A 15,357-nucleotide genomic window follows, 5' to 3' on the forward strand; every position below is an offset into this window, starting at 1 on the left:
TTAAGACGCTAATGAATCTTGAACAGTAGCAGCTTTAAGTTGAGCCAAAGCTTGACGAGCCTCGGCAGCATACTTAGGATGAAATTGGGAGTTCAGCGTCAAAGCTTGCGTCAATCGTTGAACTGCTTCCCCTCGATTTCCGCAATGTAGCTCAATTATTCCACGGTGAAATTGCACCAGTGCATCTTCAGTTTTGTATCGGGTTGCTCGTTCTGCTGCCTGCTGTGCCTCTTGCCAAGCACCGTTTGCAGCAGCAGCCCAAGCTAATGTATCCTCGGCATAGATATCATCTCTAATCTTGACTTCACGACGAGCGATCTCTAGTGCTTCTGATAAATGTATCCCATGTTCACTATAGTAAACCGCTAAAGCTCGATCGTAGATGCCTTGAACCTTACTCAGATGAGCAACGACTTCAATAATCTCCTCAGTTGCAATTGCTCCGTCTGGGTTTCCCAGTGCCCGTTGAGCATCTGCTTTATATCCTAGAGTTTCGACCAAAGGAATTTGATCGATGCCTTGATTGGCAGTTTCTAGAACATTCTGCCAGCGATGCTGTACAGCATATAGCCGAGTCAATCCAGTCAACGCGGCTACATCATGCGGAAATATGGTCAGTGCTTCGTGATAGCGTTGCTCAGCTTGGGCAAGCTCTCCAGCTAAGAAAGCCAAATCACCCGCCCGCACATGAAACCAGGCAACAGTTTCTGCTGGATTCGTATAGAAATTGTCCATCTCTTGAATAGCACTGTCCATCAATCTTCGGGCAGAGGCTAAGTGACCTGTTAGCTCTAGGTAACGAGCTGAGATCGCTCTTTGCCCAGAATCCGATTGAGTCTCGATCGGTTGTAGAAGTTTTTCTGTTGCTTCATAGTTCCCAAGCTCCATCAAAATCGAGGCTTTCAGCATCTTCAGACTGACATCATCAGGTGCAGATTGCTGCGCTTTGGTAGCGGTCTGTAATGCTTCTTGAAAGCGATGTTGGGAGAGCAAGGCTGAAGCAAGAAGCATCGAAGCAGAAGCATTATGATGGGGCTGTAGAGACAGCGATCGTGCTGCGGCATATTCGGCTCTGAGTAGATCTTCGACATCTGCTGTTTCGCGGAAACGCCTCAAATATTGAGCCGCTAACAAACGCAACAGCAGAAACGAGTTCGGAGATTGACGCACTAGCCCTTCATAGTTTCTGATAATTTTAGAGCGCTCTAAATAGTCAGGAAATACGCGATCTGAATCCTCAGTAGAGATAGATGTGCCGTCGACACCAAGCGCCAGGACATTCTGAGATCCGAGCAGACCGAGTAGAATAACTAGCACCAGGAATAGCCCTAGGAGTCGTTGAGCCATATGCTTAGCGAGGATTGCCTAGATAGGGGAATGTAGGCAGAAAGTTAGCAGGATTGGCATTCACATTGTCGGTTGTGAGCGCTGGAATTGCGCCTTGAGTAATATTTGTCACAGCGCTTCCGAAAACAACTGAAGCAGTCACATCGATCACATCATCGGTCGGTCGTCTACCTCCAAAGTTTTGACCGAGTTGCGTTCCGAAATAGCTTCCGGCTGATTTAGAGAGGTCAGCTTGTATCACATCGGGAATTGCAACTGAAATCACGGCATCAGCAATTCCTTGAGGTCTTCCGATCGCATTTACAAAAGCACGAATGAAGTTCGATTGATTCGCAGCATCCTCTGTCGGTGTCCTGAGGTTACTTTCGTTGTGCGCGCTGAAATCCATAAAGAGTTCATTTAAAGCCGGAACTGCAAGGCGTTCGATCTGAGCAAAATTACCAACTCTACGGCTTGGATCCGAAACGCTGGTTGTCATCCAAACCCCAATTTTTCCGGTTCCAATCTGTGCCCTGGGGAGCTCTATCACAATTGAGTGAATATTGAACGGATCAAGAGTATCTTGGGCTTCACCCGGCGGACGAAAAGACTGTACTGTAAAGGGCGGACTGGGATTGGGCTGAACTAAGTAATTGCGATCAGGAATGATTTTAAAGAACTGTTCTAAATCGAAAAAGAACGGATCTTTTCGTGTTCCAACAAAAACGGTTGAGTCTCCAGGACCGGCAAAGACTTCATTAATTCTGCCTTGCCGCCTGCGCCCGAGTAGAGTCGAAACTGTACCGATTCTTTCTGGACGATCGGGTCCGAAGACTGAGACAGTCTGATTAGGACCTCTATCGTTGACTTTGATTTGGATCACGCGATCTTCGATCGCATCTCCATTGTTATCAATTTTGAATTGATAGAGAATACTCGGATCAAAGGGGCGGTTTTCGCCTTGAGTAATTAAGGGATCAAAATTCATGATCAAGACGACTTTGCTTGGATCTGTCGGGCTTTCAAACACATACAAATCCGTTAAATCTGCTGCTGTGCGCTGGGTTGCTAGAAAAGTCGTATCTTGATGGTCTGAAGCTCTAGCTGGCAGTGCGATCAACAGCAAGGTTAGTGACATCACAATTCCAACCCCAACGATACGAAGCCAACTCATAAACTGTTGAGCGAGCGACTGTATCGAGTCAAGAAAGATGTAAATCGTAGCCTGAATCTTCCGCATGGATAATCCCCAAAGACGTTTCATTCCTAGTGTGAGAGCGAGAGTGAGAGGCTTAGCTTCAAACAAAACTAAGGTCACCTGTAGAAGTACGTTTAACAATCCAAGCTGGATTCATCATTTGAACAACAGGATTGAGCAAGACCACCGCAACATCAAACGGATTGTGAAGCCAATGATGGAATGCTAGTCCTTTAATACGGCAAGGAGAACCCTTCGCAGGATAGATTGACTTCCAGACGGAGTGACTGTTCGTGGAAAGGCGACATGGCTTGAAATGCGAATGGTGAGACTGACTCTACCGAGACCGGGTAAGGAAAGCAATGTAGAAAGACAAAATTTGTGCTCCTTTGAATGGTGTGTGGAAAATATAGCTGTAGCCAGCCAAACTAGGACATAAGCTGAAAGAGTTCCGCGTCTCCCTCTACTAATCCAATGGCAAAACCTTACAGTGATGACTTGCGGCGCAAAGTAATGCAAGCCATCGAAATGGACGGACTGAAAAAAGCGCCGCAAGCCAACTGTTCAACATCAGTCGCAATACGATTAACCTGTGGTGTCAGCGCAAAGCAGCAACCGGAGACATCAAGCCGAAACCGAGACAAACTGTGCAGTCGAGCAGCAAAATCACCGACTGGGAGAAGTTTCGAGCATTTGTGCATACGAATCACGATAAAACGCAAGCAGAACTGGCTCAACTTTGGTGTGGCGTGAGTCAACGCACGATTTCTCGTGCCTTGCAGAAAATCGACCATACCCGCAAAAAAACGGATGGCTATAAACAGCGCGACGAAGCGCGGCGCAGTGCGTTCTGCACTGAAGTCGGGGACTTGAAAGCGCCTCACCTCGTGTATGTCGATGAGTCCGGCACGGATGAGCGCGATGACTATGGGTATGCTCCTCGTGGAGAACGAGTGTCTGCACTCAAATCCGGGAACCGACGAGGACGCATCAACATGATTGCAGGCTATCGCAATGCACAGCTCATTGCCTCGTTCACTGTCGAAGGCGCATGTAATCGCACCGTCTTTGAGACCTGGCTCGAAACCTGCTTAGTTCCGCAACTTCAGCCGAATCAAGTGGTGATTCTCGATAATGCTACCTTTCATCACGACGGGCGGGTTGCTGAGTCATCGAAGCAGCAGGCTGTCAATTGCTGTATTTGCCGCCCTATTCGCCAGACTTCAATCGGATTGAGCAGTGTTGGGCTTGGCTCAAAAGTCGGATTCGCAAACGCTTAGACAAAGCTCCATCTTTGCGTGATGCAATGGAAGCAGTTCTCAAAGATGCAACGGTTTGATCTCATATCTATCGCTGCCGCAAGCTTATGAGCAACCGCTATATATGACAAAAGCCGTATCGACCGCGTGGAAGCAGGAAAAGTAGATGTCCTAGATGCGAGTCTTGACAGCTCAAAGCTTTAGAGGCTGTTCTAATGGCGGGCGACCGGATTGGGTCTACGAGAATTATATTCAATACGTTGATAAGCACTGCCTTCGAGCAGCTGAAGATGCTTTTCGGGACGGATGGAGTGAAGGCGCTCTGAGTGTCTGGGAGCAGGTCAAAACTCAACTATAAAAGCAGCAACCCCGGATAATCTTAGGAGAGTTCGGGGTTTTGTCTGTTTGCTTAGGAAAACCTAGAGGAAAGTGCGCTTCTTAGTGGCTCCGAGAGCGTAACACCCCACGGAGAACCCAAAGACCGTCCCCAAGAATTTATTACCAATCTGACGACCCACAAGGCTTCCCGCTCAAGTTGAGCCAATCAATACGGCTACGATAAACAAAGCTCTTCCGTTCATGTCTTTCCCACGTCCAACGCACCCATAATGCAGCCTAAAGCGGAATTCTCAGGGAGAACGATTGCTTGCTTCATCAAATCAAAATGTTGTGCTGAGAAGGTTCTTTAGTTTCCGCAAGCGCGGTTACTTGATTACTCCAGTTTTTACACCGTGATATACCGCCACTTTTAAGGCATCTTCTATTAACGGTACGAGTTGAGCAAGTCTCTTTTTCAAATCTCGATTTTCATCAGCAAACTCGCTAATCACATCACTGTTGATTTCTCTGGTGATTTCTTTCTGAGTATCATCTTTAAGAAAATATTTAATGTTTCTTACTCTCTCTCTCAACTCGTTTGAATCTACATCTAAATACTGCTTAATCTCCTCTAGAATCTCTGCTACTGTCTTCTCGTTTCTTCGACGTATCTGAGCTTCCGTGTAGTTGCCATCGGGATCTGGGAGTCTTTCAAGTTGTTCTGGAGTCGGCACTGAAATAAAAGCTTTACTGTCAGCATCAATGCGCCAACCGTTCCCAACGTTCATCATCTCTTTCCCGCTTGAAGTCGAGAAGCGTCTGTTCTCAACCGTGAATGAGTTGGCAAGTTTGAGAGTGATCCTTGCAGTTCTTTCTACAGCAGGTCTGTTGAGTGACCCAAGCTTTGGTTGCTCTGTATGGAACCCAGGATCAAGCGTTAGCACAACGATATCGCCTTCCTCTAGATTTGAAAGTTGTCTTGCTGATTCAGCTTTAGAATCGCCGCTTTCCATTTGTCACCGCTCCATCAGTGCGACCCAAGGATAACGCGATCAGCTGTTCCTCTGCCACTGTTAGATTTGGTCTTCAGTCGAAACTTCTGCCCGACCGCAAGATCTATCTAGCCCTCCTCCAACTCAAAATCCTCTTTTGCCGCACCACAAACCGGGCAGACCCAATCCTCAGCAATATCCTCAAAAGCCGTACCCGGTGCAATGTCACTATCCGGATCTCCTACAGTGGGGTCGTAAGTGTAGCCACAGACGCTACAAATGTATTTCTTCATAAGCTGCTCTCCTAAAGATCTAGAGCCTTTACTTGTACCGGGATCGTGCCTGCTAACACACCACCTTGAGAAGGAGGAAAGCCCCGCCCTAAGCCTGGTTATCCTGCAAAGAATAACTTACAAGCCTCCTGTCTGTTCCACAAATTAATCCCCCGATAAGTGCTTATGCTTCTCAGGGGATTTGCTTTTTTACCCGTAGCGGTAAAAAACCCTACTTTTTTCTTTTCACCTGCGTTGCTGCGTACTCTCGGATCATCTCTTCATCCAACTCATCGATCGCGCATCGGTTGGCTTGGGCGCATTCCTTCAGAAAAGCTTGGGAAGCGATCGCAAGATCAACGATAAAACTTTGGGCAGTGCTTAGGTTCTTACTCATGCTTCGTCCTCTTGCGACTTGGGCTTTCTTCCCGCACCCTCACGTCTACCACCCCTTGGGTCTTTGGGTGGCTCTTTATCTGGAGGGATAGCCCCTACACCCTGACAGTACCGCCACAGAATCCGCTCAACATATGCCCCAAGGCTTTCATTAGACCCTTCCGATAGACGCTCCAGGGCTTCGATCAATTCCTCATCTAATTTAAATGTCTTTGCTTTTCGGGGTGGCATTAGAACCGGACTCGCGACCATTTTTGTATCTCCAATCAATAACTATGGTTTAATCCTACTCTGTTTTTTCAATAGTATACCAAAAGATAAGAACAGACTATCGCCTAGAAATCAAGCTAAATCTCCGTACTTGATGCTAATAGGGGATTTAGTTCTGGTTCTCTAACACGATAGACATAACAAAATTAAATTCAAAAGTAATACCAAAATAGAAACAATGGTGTACTATTGAAATATGCGAGGGGAGAAACAACCCTGAGACAACCCGGACACAGGGGGCGCTGATGAAGCTGCCAGAGACACCGGAAGCCCTTAAGGGCAAACACAGAACCAAGCCAAGTAAATACGCCGCTATCTGGGAAGGAGACCGACAGGGGGACTCCAGAAGGGCACTACACAAAGACTTCAGAGATCGAGCTTTTGACTATCAGAAGCCGATCCTCTGGATTCTCCAGAAAAGCAAAAGCCGCTCCCCTAGCGACCAAACCACGGGAACGGCTCAACCCCATCGTATGACAGAGAGGTTTTCACAATGATAGTACAAACGACTGCGACCTGTTCCCAGTGCAGAGAGTATGACAAAGGACTTTGCAAACTGAGGGCGCGTGCTGATTGGGATAACTGCCACGTCAAGCCAGATCGGAAGCCTTGCCACTTTGCCGATTTGTTGCCGTTCTAGTCTCCCCCAAATACTCAGATTGACGATGAAGCCCAATCACTCAAAGGAACTCAAGCAATGACCACGCAGATTAATACAAACGGAATGGATGAGATTTTCGCTAACTATCTCGCGATCGTCCTTGGGGAGCGACCAGCACCACGCAAGCGGGGAGTCAACTCCAAGCTGTTTCAAGATTCCCTAAGTCTTTACGTCAACTACTCAGGTGCGCGATTCGGACAACTGCTTGAGATGGTTAAGCGAGGCGATAGCAACGCTCGAAAGCTATTGATCAGTGCTGCCGTATCGGGCTGGAAACGGCAAGCAGAATCAGCACTATTCACTCAATCGGAGGGACTTGTCAGTGTTTAAGGTTGGCGATTTTGTTTGCTGGCGCGAGTGTCCAGGGCATCTATCGGCATTTGCTAGAGGTCAGATCCAGGAAGTCAAAGGCGACAAAGCGCGGCTCCGATGGTTCGCGAGTTTCCATCGGATGTCTGAGATGGATCTCATAGAACCTACCGAGATCGAGCAACGGAGAAACGAAAGCTATCGACAAGCACCAGAGGCTTAATACACAAGCAAAATTCTAATGCCTACCGGAAACTTTCCACGGCTCCGGTAGGCGATCACCCACTATCAACATGAGGATTACTCCTAAGATGGCGCGTATTATTGACCGACTCTCAATTTCAATGCTGGCAGTCTTTTTACTTGCCGCGACATTATCTGCCTGTTCCCAAAGCGCAAAACCCACGATTAAGCCGGGGACAGTCTTCACTCAAACCGCACCGGGGTCTAAGGTCTATCGGGAAGCGCCCAACGATCGCCCGATGATCACTAACTTTGACGCTAAACGATAGGCAATTTGAAGCCGTCCCCAGCTACCAACTAACGGACGGCTCACCCAACAAACAACGCAAATCATTTGAGGATTTTTTAATTATGCCTAAAGCCGTTGGTTACTACACGAATTGCGCAGAGTCCCATCATCTAATCCACGCCTTCGGAGACTCACTCGAAAGGCTCGCCGCTAACGATAAATTGGCGCTGATTGCAACCCTCTCGCTCTGGCTGGCAGATGACAGTAATAACCTGACGATCCCTGATACAGCCCATTGGAATGAGATCCCGATGTCCCCCAACCTCGCTAGGGCAGTATCAATCATTGAGGAAATCGATCCAGGTGATGCCTTGAGTTTAATGGCAGCAATCCTTGAGCGGTTGCGACATGAGGTTAATCAAGCATGATTAAACGCCTTTCAAGTTCCGATGGAACAACTTTTAGAACGTTCCTTTGGTGCGGTTCGGTCATAGCGGGGCTGTTTTCTGTGACTGCCTTCGTTACGGGAATGTCGATCGTCGGTCAACAGACACAGCTTCAAGCCATCAAAGACGGGCAGATAGATCAAACCACACGCAATCAAACCCGCCAGATTGAGGCAAAGGGTGAAATTGCTAAGACCTATCAGAAAGCAGGAATAGGGCAACCCGTTCGCAACTTCATCATCCTGAACGGGACTCAGCAAAACGTGATCGACTTGGCATCCAGGAATGCTCAAGTGCTAATCAACTCGATGGTCGAAGGGGAGCCGTTAACCCTGCTAGACAAACACAACAACGTGATCGGCTCATTCGACGGTAAGCAAGTTTGCAACATCAAGAAAGACTGTATACAAATCGCAAGGTAACTCCAATGAAAACTAGCGCAACGAAAACGATCGAGTACGAAGAAGTCGGCAGCAAAACCTTTAAGCCTAAGCGTAAATCAGGTTTAGGTCATGCCCTGTTTAAGCCGATCAATTGGGCATCCAACGGATTTAAGTGGCTAACGAATCCCAATTCTGACGGCGGCGGACAGTATTTAATGAAAGGCTTTGCTGTTCTGCTTTGCGGTTTGACGGCAGAGAACGCCTACCAAATGTTGAATGGTAAAGAGTCCGCTCGGTTCATCCCCAAGCCTCTGATTAATGACGGTGCGAGAATTGAACGAGTATTGCCTTTAGGTGCTGCTGGGAATGCGGTAGCAGGGACTTTAGCAACCCTTCCGAATGCGGTAGGCGTTCGGAATCCCGATGGCTCTAAGCTTCAATGGAAACCTTTTGGTGAGCCTGATTTTATTGTTTGGTTCGATGGCGACTTCTATATCGCAATTCTGATTGCGGCTGGAATCAACGCGATCGAGGCGATGTTCCTTCGACGGGTCAAGTTAGAGGTTAGGCAACGCCAGCTTAAGAACGCAATCCAAACTGATGAGCAAATCGCGCAATCTCTGACTTATGCAGAGAAGAAAGCAGAGGCGCAACGACTAGAAACCAAGCTGCGAGAGGTTCAAGTTAAGACGCATGGCAACGGCGCGATCCTCTTTAACGGCGTTGTAATCTTCGTTGTGTACCTTGCAGAAGGAGCAATGTTCTTTGCGACATCCGCGCCAGGCGTTTCAGTTGTAACAACTTCGATCTACGGCTTCCTTTCGGTATTTGGTGCTGAGATCTTCTGGTCGCTAGGAGAGTCAATGGAAGATCGGCACGAAGCCGACGAATAACGTTTAAGCCCTTTGGAAATCCAAGGGGCATTTTTATTACTTCGGAGTGTTCCCATGAGCCTATCTACCCAAGCTGATCAGCCTACCCTAGACCAGATTCAAGACATCCTACAATCCACCTTGGACGCGCTACACAACCAAGCTGCTAGTAATAAGCTTGCGTTCAACACCTCCAAAACCACAGGGTTAGGATCAGCCGTTCTAGGTGTTATCGCTTGCTTCGGTGTTCCTGCTTTGGGCATCCCTGCTGCGATGATCGGAGCCGCCACATATTTAACGGGGCTGATCGGGGAGTCAGCAACTACGGATCAAGTGCGATTACTGCCATTTTGCAATATCGATTTAACAGGTTTTGCAAAGGTGCTTACCCAATCAGGCGCGGCAGAATCTACCGATCTAGAGTTTGCCGCATATCTGCCTAAGCGCGATCGTCTTCTCTATTTGCTGATCCTGACCCAAGGCGAGGGATTAACCCACCTCCTAAGCAAAGTACCGATGAAGCAATGGGAACCAACGATTGAAGCGCTATTGAATCAGACGATCCGAGGCTTGCGTAAGGTTGGGGGAGATGTCAGCTATCAAACTTTTATTCAGGATGGCGCGTCAATCCTTGAGACAGAGGCTAGAGAACTAGGCGTAGAAATCCCAACCATAGAGCGTAGGGCTGCTATTCCCCCAACTGGAGATCAATCGCAACCTACCGAGCAACCAAAAGCCATCATCGGAGGCAATACTCGATCAGTCGCGGTAGATGTCCCCTCGCAACCTGCAACCGCTAAGCACCTCACTTTAGAGCAAACGTTAGCGCTCCCCTTGGGTGAACGTGCTGATTATGTGATGTCAGTGCTTGCTGAATATGGGTGCGACTTGCGGAATCTCGTAGGTCGTCCAACATTAGCGGCTGGTGGGTTGCAACGTTCAGGAAAGACGACTCTAATCCTGTTGCTGGCAATCTTTGAGAAAGCAAAAGGTCAGAAGGTTTACTACGTTACGCGAGACAGCGACCTCTATCCGATTGCTTTCGATGGGTACGCAAGCGGCTCCACAGATAACGCGGTAGCAGCGCTGATGAACTTAAGCGATCGTATTAATAGCGGTTCGATGGGAGCGCTCAAGGGCGAGACTTGGATTCTAGATGAATTCAGTTCAACCGCTAAGGAGATGTCCGATAAAGTCAAGGATCAGTTCTGGGGCATGGCTCTAACGGGATTCGCTAAGCAGGGCGGTAGAGTGCGCTTTATCGTTCACCACAAAACCGCATCAGCCAATGGGATTCCGGGCGGCGAAGCTGAAACGTTCAAGTCTGAAGTAAAAATGTTCTGGACTGAACGAACGGAACTAAGCGACGGAACTTATCAACCCTCTGGAACTTACGAGCTACTTGCTGAGGTAGCAGGACATTACAAAGAAACTGGGGATAAGTTCACCATTCCTAGCTGGCTAAAGTCTGACATTAACCCCGCTTGGCACGATAGCCCATGCCCAGTGCGATCGCTGCTGACTTTCTTCCCTGAGCTAGACACTCGCAAAGGTGCGATCGCGCAACCGCTAACGCAAGCTAAAGACCTTAACCCATTCCAACAGACACAAGCTCAAGTCACAACGGTTGATCAACTCAATCGTCTGTTAGAGCTACCAAGCGCTCAACATGAGGTGAACGAGAGCGCGATCGAGGTTTCCTCATCTCAGGGAGAGCTTAAGGCTGCATTCCCAAGTTGGAAGCCGAAGTCGCTAGAGGTTGCATCCTTTGTACTGGACTGGATGCGGAAACGACCGGGAGAGGGTAACTCAGCCGCTCAGATCCGAAATGTTAAGCGGTTGAGAACTGACGCAAGCTTGGACAACGAGACGATAGAGCGACTGTTAAAGGCTCTTCAGAGCAAAGGATTTGTGATTGAGGAGTCCGGGAAATATTCGGCTGCAATCGCACAACCCGATACCGATGAATACGACTTCTAACCCTTAAGGACTTTTGCAAATGGAATGCTCAGAAGCGATCGCGGCAACACGGATCGAAAATCACGCCACAGTTAAGCAACCTCGCTCATGGGTTTTGTGCGCGTTCTATTTACCAGATGACGCGGCTGAAAATATTCCCGCGATCGATCTGGTAAAAGTGCGGGGGCAATACTTGATCGGTTTCAACTTCCGACCGTCTAAGGGTGAGATCCTTCCCTACGAAGGTCATCTCTGGCGGGTAAAAGGGGAAGTCGTGCAGTTTCCAGCCCGATACCGTAGCAGAGGGCGCAAGGATACGCCGTTTGTAATTTGCGAATATGTCGAGAGCTGCGAGAGTGAGATGCAAATGTTTAGTCGGATGTTAGAGCTTTCAGGTAATGTTTAATCTCTCGGTTTTAGTCCTTAGTCGCTTAGTCCGAGATAGCAAAATACGCTTAGTTCACCGTGACTAAAGGGACTAAGGGCGCGATTAAGGACTAGACTAAAACACCAGACTAAGCCGACTGAGAACTTTTATCGCTCTACAAATGCCCTTAATTGATGTTACGAAATACCGCTATTTTTCAATGGTTGGGGTTAGAAAATACCACAGGTAAGCGGGTATAGGTAGGGCTAAAACGAGGAAATAGGCATAAAACACAAGATGACTACATTTTGTCTACGCTGTGCCTACGCTGTGCTAGAATATTGCTAAGTAATGAATCAGGAGGATTTCGCAATGCTTTTAGAAACCGACCAGAACCCACTCAAAGTTAACGAGCCGGATCTCGCCACATCGATTTTGATCGCCGTCGATCGCGGTAATTCCTCAAGCAAAATCGCCATCTCGATCAATGGGTATCCTTTGCCAGCTTTCAAGATTCCTAGCTTGATTCGTGATGCTGGAACTTCCGAGGGAGCGATCGACGTTGGCGGCAAACGATACTACTCAGGTGCGGATGCCTTAAGCCAGCTTTCAGGAGGGACGGTTGAAACGCCGCTAACGACTAACGACAAGGTTCGGAACTTGGCTCCGGTCGTAGCTCATGCAATCGGACTGGCGGCGCAACAAACAAACATCAGCAAAAACATCCGAGTAAAGGCGATCGTTTCTTCCCCCTTTGCTGGACAACTTTTAGACCGAGATTTACTAGCGGAGCTAAAGCGGCTAGAGAATGGTTTTAGTTTTAACGGGCAAAGCTTCCAAGCCGAGATCCTTTCTGTCGAGTCGAGATTTGAAGGCGCTGTCCTGCTGGAAGTTTGCCCACAATACAACGGGCTAATCGATTCGGGCTACGGCACTCTATTGGCATCCTACCGATCAGGCAAGAAGATTATCCAAATGCCATTAGTCGGAGGCGACGAAGGCGGACTTTCTTTAGTGATTCGTGACTTACTGAATGATGAGAACTTTCTACTAGCCGTTCGCAAGTCAGGAGCAACCGCACCACCATCTGCGGAAAAGCTCACTCAGAAGCTATCAGAAGGCGTTGTAGAACTACGAGGCATTAAGTTGGCGGGATATATCAAGCCGCACCTTGGAGAGCTTAAGCAGCGCATTGAGCAAGCGTCTCATCAAATGCAGAACGAACTAACGAGATCGACCGGGGAGAAGTTCCAAGGCAAGATTGCGTTAGTGGGTGGAGGAGCAAGCCTGCTTAAGTTAGTCATCCCAGAAGCTCCGCTCTCCAAGTGGCTAGACAAACACTGCTTAGACTTGCCGACGGATCCCGATATTCAAACAGTCGAGACGATGCACCAACTTCTAACGATGGGAGGCGCGGCGTAATGGCGAGTCCTATCCTGAGAATCCGTAAAACAGAGCGCATTGAAGGTTTACTCGATCAAGTGTGGCAAGTCCGCCCAGAGCTAAAGGATGATCTTACTGGCACTATTACAGCCGCATTAGGGGCACTTGTCCGGGAAGCTCTTAGGGCGGATCAAACACCTCTTAGAGATGCGACTGGAACTATAGATCCGATGCCTAAGCAACCGGAGCTGGAGCAGAAAGCAGCACCATCGATCGACGAGTGGGACTAACGCAAATCGCCCTCTAGGACGCATAAGGAGCATTTCACATGAGACCGTCGTCTAACGGCACTAAAGATCGAGGCGTAACAGCCATTCACGAGGCGGGACACGCGATCTTTGATTGGCTTGATAGCAGCAATTTTGAGATTTCGATCTACAGCAGTAATTCACAGAAAGCGGGAGAGGTGACGCACAACAAGTTTGTCGGAAATAGAACTTCCGCCGCACTGTCGATCGTAGGCGCGTGGGGTGGCGTTCTCGCTGAGGGTCGGCACTTGAACGAAGAAGACCCCTACGATCTCATCTATACCAGTGGGGTGGGTGACTACGAGTGGATCGATCGTATCTCTACTCAATGGTTTGGTGAGGATGCGGATTACATTGCTGGTGAACTGTCTGATTATGTGAAGACAATTATCGATCGTTTCTGGAGTCAGATCGAGAGAATTGCGTCGCTACTGCAAGAGAAAGATATCATTTCCTCCGATGAGATTGCAGCAGAGATCGGGACGTTTAGCTTCGCACAGTACCAGGAAGAGATAGTTAAACCGCTAGAGGTTATTATCGGAGCGCAAAGGAACTTAGAGATCTCTAACTAGCCAAAGCTACAACCCCTAGAGAACGTTCTCTAGGGGTCTTTTGTCGTGTCGTACACCCCACATTTAGGCACATATAGCTATCGCTCTAAGCCGAAACACTAGGGCTGCCGTAAGCAGGTGCTGGAAATTCCTTGTAGTTTCCAGAAGCCCATGTCACTATTAATTTAGAGATACAGACAGATTGCAGCAAAGCTATGAAGTACCCGCACCGTTTAGATTTCAAAGTTACACAACCGCAAAAGGACAATCTCAAGGAACTTGCTGCGGATTTAGGTTACGAATCGGTTTCGAGCTTCATGAGAGCGATCGCAAACAAGAGATTGACTGTAACGAAACCTTGAGGCTCTATCAGTAAATTAATTGAGAATTTGAAGAATGATTACCGGAACACTTGACTACGCAAAAATGCACGATTTTGATGAGTTTTACCCGAAAGCTGTTAAGTCGTATGCCCGATACTGCGATCGCAAAGGATACCTCTTCACGCAACCATCGGAAATTAGCTCGGACTGGGATATCGAGACGCAGCAGATGACATTGAGAAACGGTCTTGGAGACATTGCCACGCTGACACTGAAAGGCAATCGATTCACCATTGCCGAAGTTATTGCTTAACTCCCTAAGCATCCCACTGGAGAATCATAAGACTTTGTAAAGATTTATTACGATTTTCCAGTGGGTTGGCCCTAAACGGTATCCATCGATACCAAAAGACCCCAAAAAAGACCGATTTTGCAGACCGAACACTGTAGCGGTATAACCGCAAGCGAGGCACTCAGATGGATCGATTTAGACACGCATACCCCCCAACCGCCGTTAGGTTTAAGCGCCCCTTGTTGGAGCAAGCGACGGCATACGCACAAGAGGCGGGAATTCCCCGCAATCGACTGATCGGAATGGCGCTTGAGGAGTTCCTAGAGCGCAGAACGCTCGGATTGACCCAAGCAAAAACCCCGACCTCTAACTAGAGAAAATCGGGGCGATTCAATAAACTTTGTGAGTCTAACTATGGCACGATTTGATGTTTTCGATAACGAATGGGATATGTGTTCCTGGCGACACGGCGAAGGAACAGGATGCGGTGGAACCCTCGGATTCTGCCTTGATTGGTGGGGCGTTCATCCTGACTGGCTCCCAGAGATGGAACGATTAGCCAATATCCACGGTGGTTTAACCTTTGGCGATGATGACCTTGGCCTGGACATCCATCACCCGACTAAACCCGATCACGCTCCTCTGTTTCACGTATATTGGTGCGTTACCACTCCTCGCAAGCAGCGACAGGAGCAGGGATCTCTTGCTGATCTGCTCAAGCTAAACAAACACGTGCCAACACAGCAGAAGCTCTCTCCTGACCTGTGCCCAAGCTGCAAGAGTCAAAACCTACGAGTTCTGAAGGGTAAGGCACAACACGCGGCTGAGTTACGCTGTCTCAACTGTGATCGCTTTCAAATGGCTTTCTAAGTCCGATCCGAGAGCGTCACAGTTTGTTGAACCTGCTAAGAATGTCAGCTTTCTGAATCGCTGCCTCAATCAGTAGACAGCAAAAAGGCGAGAGCTTACGACCCTCGCCTCCAATTTCTTCACAGCCTCA

At 48.3% G+C, this 15,357-nt stretch carries 20 protein-coding genes and 1 pseudogene; 15 read left to right on the plus strand and 6 right to left on the minus strand.

Features of this window, described 5'->3' with window-relative positions; genetic code table 11:
• Both NC980_RS08765 and NC980_RS08770 read right to left on the minus strand, forming a co-directional pair.
• Nucleotides 1-1,347 carry a tetratricopeptide repeat protein gene (locus NC980_RS08765; RefSeq protein ID WP_190375470.1) on the minus strand — a complete coding sequence of 449 codons (1,347 nt, stop codon included), beginning with the start codon at nt 1,345-1,347 and terminating at the stop codon, nt 1-3.
• A gap of 4 nt (nt 1,348-1,351) precedes the next feature.
• On the minus strand, nt 1,352-2,590 hold the full coding sequence (locus NC980_RS08770) for a DUF4331 domain-containing protein (protein ID WP_190375471.1): 1,239 nt from the start codon (nt 2,588-2,590) through the stop codon (nt 1,352-1,354).
• Between the two features lie 408 nt (nt 2,591-2,998).
• Here NC980_RS08770 and NC980_RS08775 point away from each other — a divergent pair.
• A pseudogene (locus NC980_RS08775) lies at nt 2,999-3,863 on the plus strand (IS630 family transposase).
• 624 nt (nt 3,864-4,487) lie between these two features.
• On the opposite strand, the gene NC980_RS08780 reads toward NC980_RS08775, so the two are convergent.
• The 4 genes from NC980_RS08780 to NC980_RS08795 all read right to left on the minus strand — a co-directional run bounded on the left by NC980_RS08780 (nt 4,488) and on the right by NC980_RS08795 (nt 6,013).
• Nucleotides 4,488-5,114 (minus strand): hypothetical protein, encoded by a 627-nt coding sequence (locus tag NC980_RS08780; RefSeq protein ID WP_190375472.1) that lies wholly within the window; start codon nt 5,112-5,114, stop codon nt 4,488-4,490.
• Between the two features lie 107 nt (nt 5,115-5,221).
• The gene (rd, locus tag NC980_RS08785) at nt 5,222-5,386 is read right to left on the minus strand and encodes a rubredoxin (protein WP_190375473.1); all 165 of its coding nucleotides are present in this window, start codon (nt 5,384-5,386) and stop codon (nt 5,222-5,224) included.
• A gap of 211 nt (nt 5,387-5,597) precedes the next feature.
• Nucleotides 5,598-5,762: a hypothetical protein gene (locus NC980_RS08790; protein ID WP_190375474.1), complete on the minus strand. Its 165-nt coding sequence runs from the start codon at nt 5,760-5,762 to the stop codon at nt 5,598-5,600.
• Complete coding sequence (locus tag NC980_RS08795) at nt 5,759-6,013, minus strand: hypothetical protein (protein WP_190375475.1); 255 nt, start codon at nt 6,011-6,013, stop codon at nt 5,759-5,761. Before NC980_RS08795 ends, NC980_RS08790 begins: the two co-directional genes overlap by 4 nt.
• Nucleotides 6,014-6,728: 715 nt before the next feature.
• Here NC980_RS08795 and NC980_RS08800 point away from each other — a divergent pair.
• The 14 genes from NC980_RS08800 (at nt 6,729) to NC980_RS08865 (ending at nt 15,227) form a co-directional block, all read left to right on the plus strand.
• Nucleotides 6,729-7,022, plus strand: a complete 294-nt coding sequence (locus tag NC980_RS08800; RefSeq protein ID WP_190375476.1) for a hypothetical protein — start codon at nt 6,729-6,731, stop codon at nt 7,020-7,022.
• Complete coding sequence (locus tag NC980_RS08805; RefSeq protein WP_190375477.1) at nt 7,015-7,224, plus strand: hypothetical protein; 210 nt, start codon at nt 7,015-7,017, stop codon at nt 7,222-7,224. The genes NC980_RS08800 and NC980_RS08805 overlap by 8 nt, the downstream gene beginning before the upstream one ends.
• An 88-nt stretch (nt 7,225-7,312) precedes the next feature.
• A complete protein-coding gene (locus NC980_RS08810; RefSeq protein WP_190375478.1) occupies nt 7,313-7,513 on the plus strand; it encodes a hypothetical protein in 201 nt (66 codons plus the stop codon).
• An 82-nt stretch (nt 7,514-7,595) separates the two neighbouring features.
• A complete protein-coding gene (locus tag NC980_RS08815; protein ID WP_190375479.1) occupies nt 7,596-7,901 on the plus strand; it encodes a hypothetical protein in 306 nt (101 codons plus the stop codon).
• Between the two features lie 80 nt (nt 7,902-7,981).
• A complete protein-coding gene (locus NC980_RS08820; RefSeq protein WP_190375480.1) occupies nt 7,982-8,341 on the plus strand; it encodes a hypothetical protein in 360 nt (119 codons plus the stop codon).
• 5 nt (nt 8,342-8,346) lie between these two features.
• On the plus strand, nt 8,347-9,195 hold the full coding sequence (locus NC980_RS08825; RefSeq protein WP_190375481.1) for a hypothetical protein: 849 nt from the start codon (nt 8,347-8,349) through the stop codon (nt 9,193-9,195).
• A gap of 54 nt (nt 9,196-9,249) precedes the next feature.
• Nucleotides 9,250-11,154 (plus strand): hypothetical protein, encoded by a 1,905-nt coding sequence (locus tag NC980_RS08830; protein ID WP_190375482.1) that lies wholly within the window; start codon nt 9,250-9,252, stop codon nt 11,152-11,154.
• Between the two features lie 19 nt (nt 11,155-11,173).
• Nucleotides 11,174-11,539 carry a hypothetical protein gene (locus tag NC980_RS08835; RefSeq protein ID WP_190375483.1) on the plus strand — a complete coding sequence of 122 codons (366 nt, stop codon included), beginning with the start codon at nt 11,174-11,176 and terminating at the stop codon, nt 11,537-11,539.
• A gap of 333 nt (nt 11,540-11,872) precedes the next feature.
• Nucleotides 11,873-12,922: a hypothetical protein gene (locus tag NC980_RS08840; RefSeq protein ID WP_190375484.1), complete on the plus strand. Its 1,050-nt coding sequence runs from the start codon at nt 11,873-11,875 to the stop codon at nt 12,920-12,922.
• On the plus strand, nt 12,922-13,173 hold the full coding sequence (locus tag NC980_RS08845; RefSeq protein ID WP_190375485.1) for a hypothetical protein: 252 nt from the start codon (nt 12,922-12,924) through the stop codon (nt 13,171-13,173). The genes NC980_RS08840 and NC980_RS08845 overlap by 1 nt, the downstream gene beginning before the upstream one ends.
• A gap of 38 nt (nt 13,174-13,211) precedes the next feature.
• Nucleotides 13,212-13,763 carry a hypothetical protein gene (locus NC980_RS08850; protein ID WP_190375486.1) on the plus strand — a complete coding sequence of 184 codons (552 nt, stop codon included), beginning with the start codon at nt 13,212-13,214 and terminating at the stop codon, nt 13,761-13,763.
• 375 nt (nt 13,764-14,138) lie between these two features.
• Nucleotides 14,139-14,378, plus strand: coding sequence for a hypothetical protein (locus NC980_RS08855; protein ID WP_190375487.1), 240 nt, complete (start codon nt 14,139-14,141; stop codon nt 14,376-14,378).
• Between the two features lie 164 nt (nt 14,379-14,542).
• Nucleotides 14,543-14,731, plus strand: a complete 189-nt coding sequence (locus NC980_RS08860; protein WP_190375488.1) for a hypothetical protein — start codon at nt 14,543-14,545, stop codon at nt 14,729-14,731.
• 40 nt (nt 14,732-14,771) lie between these two features.
• Complete coding sequence (locus NC980_RS08865) at nt 14,772-15,227, plus strand: hypothetical protein (RefSeq protein ID WP_190375489.1); 456 nt, start codon at nt 14,772-14,774, stop codon at nt 15,225-15,227.
• Nucleotides 15,228-15,357 lie beyond the last annotated feature (130 nt).

This window comes from Leptolyngbya sp. AS-A5 (assembly GCF_039962495.1).
Lineage (GTDB): Bacteria > Cyanobacteriota > Cyanobacteriia > Leptolyngbyales > Leptolyngbyaceae > Leptolyngbya.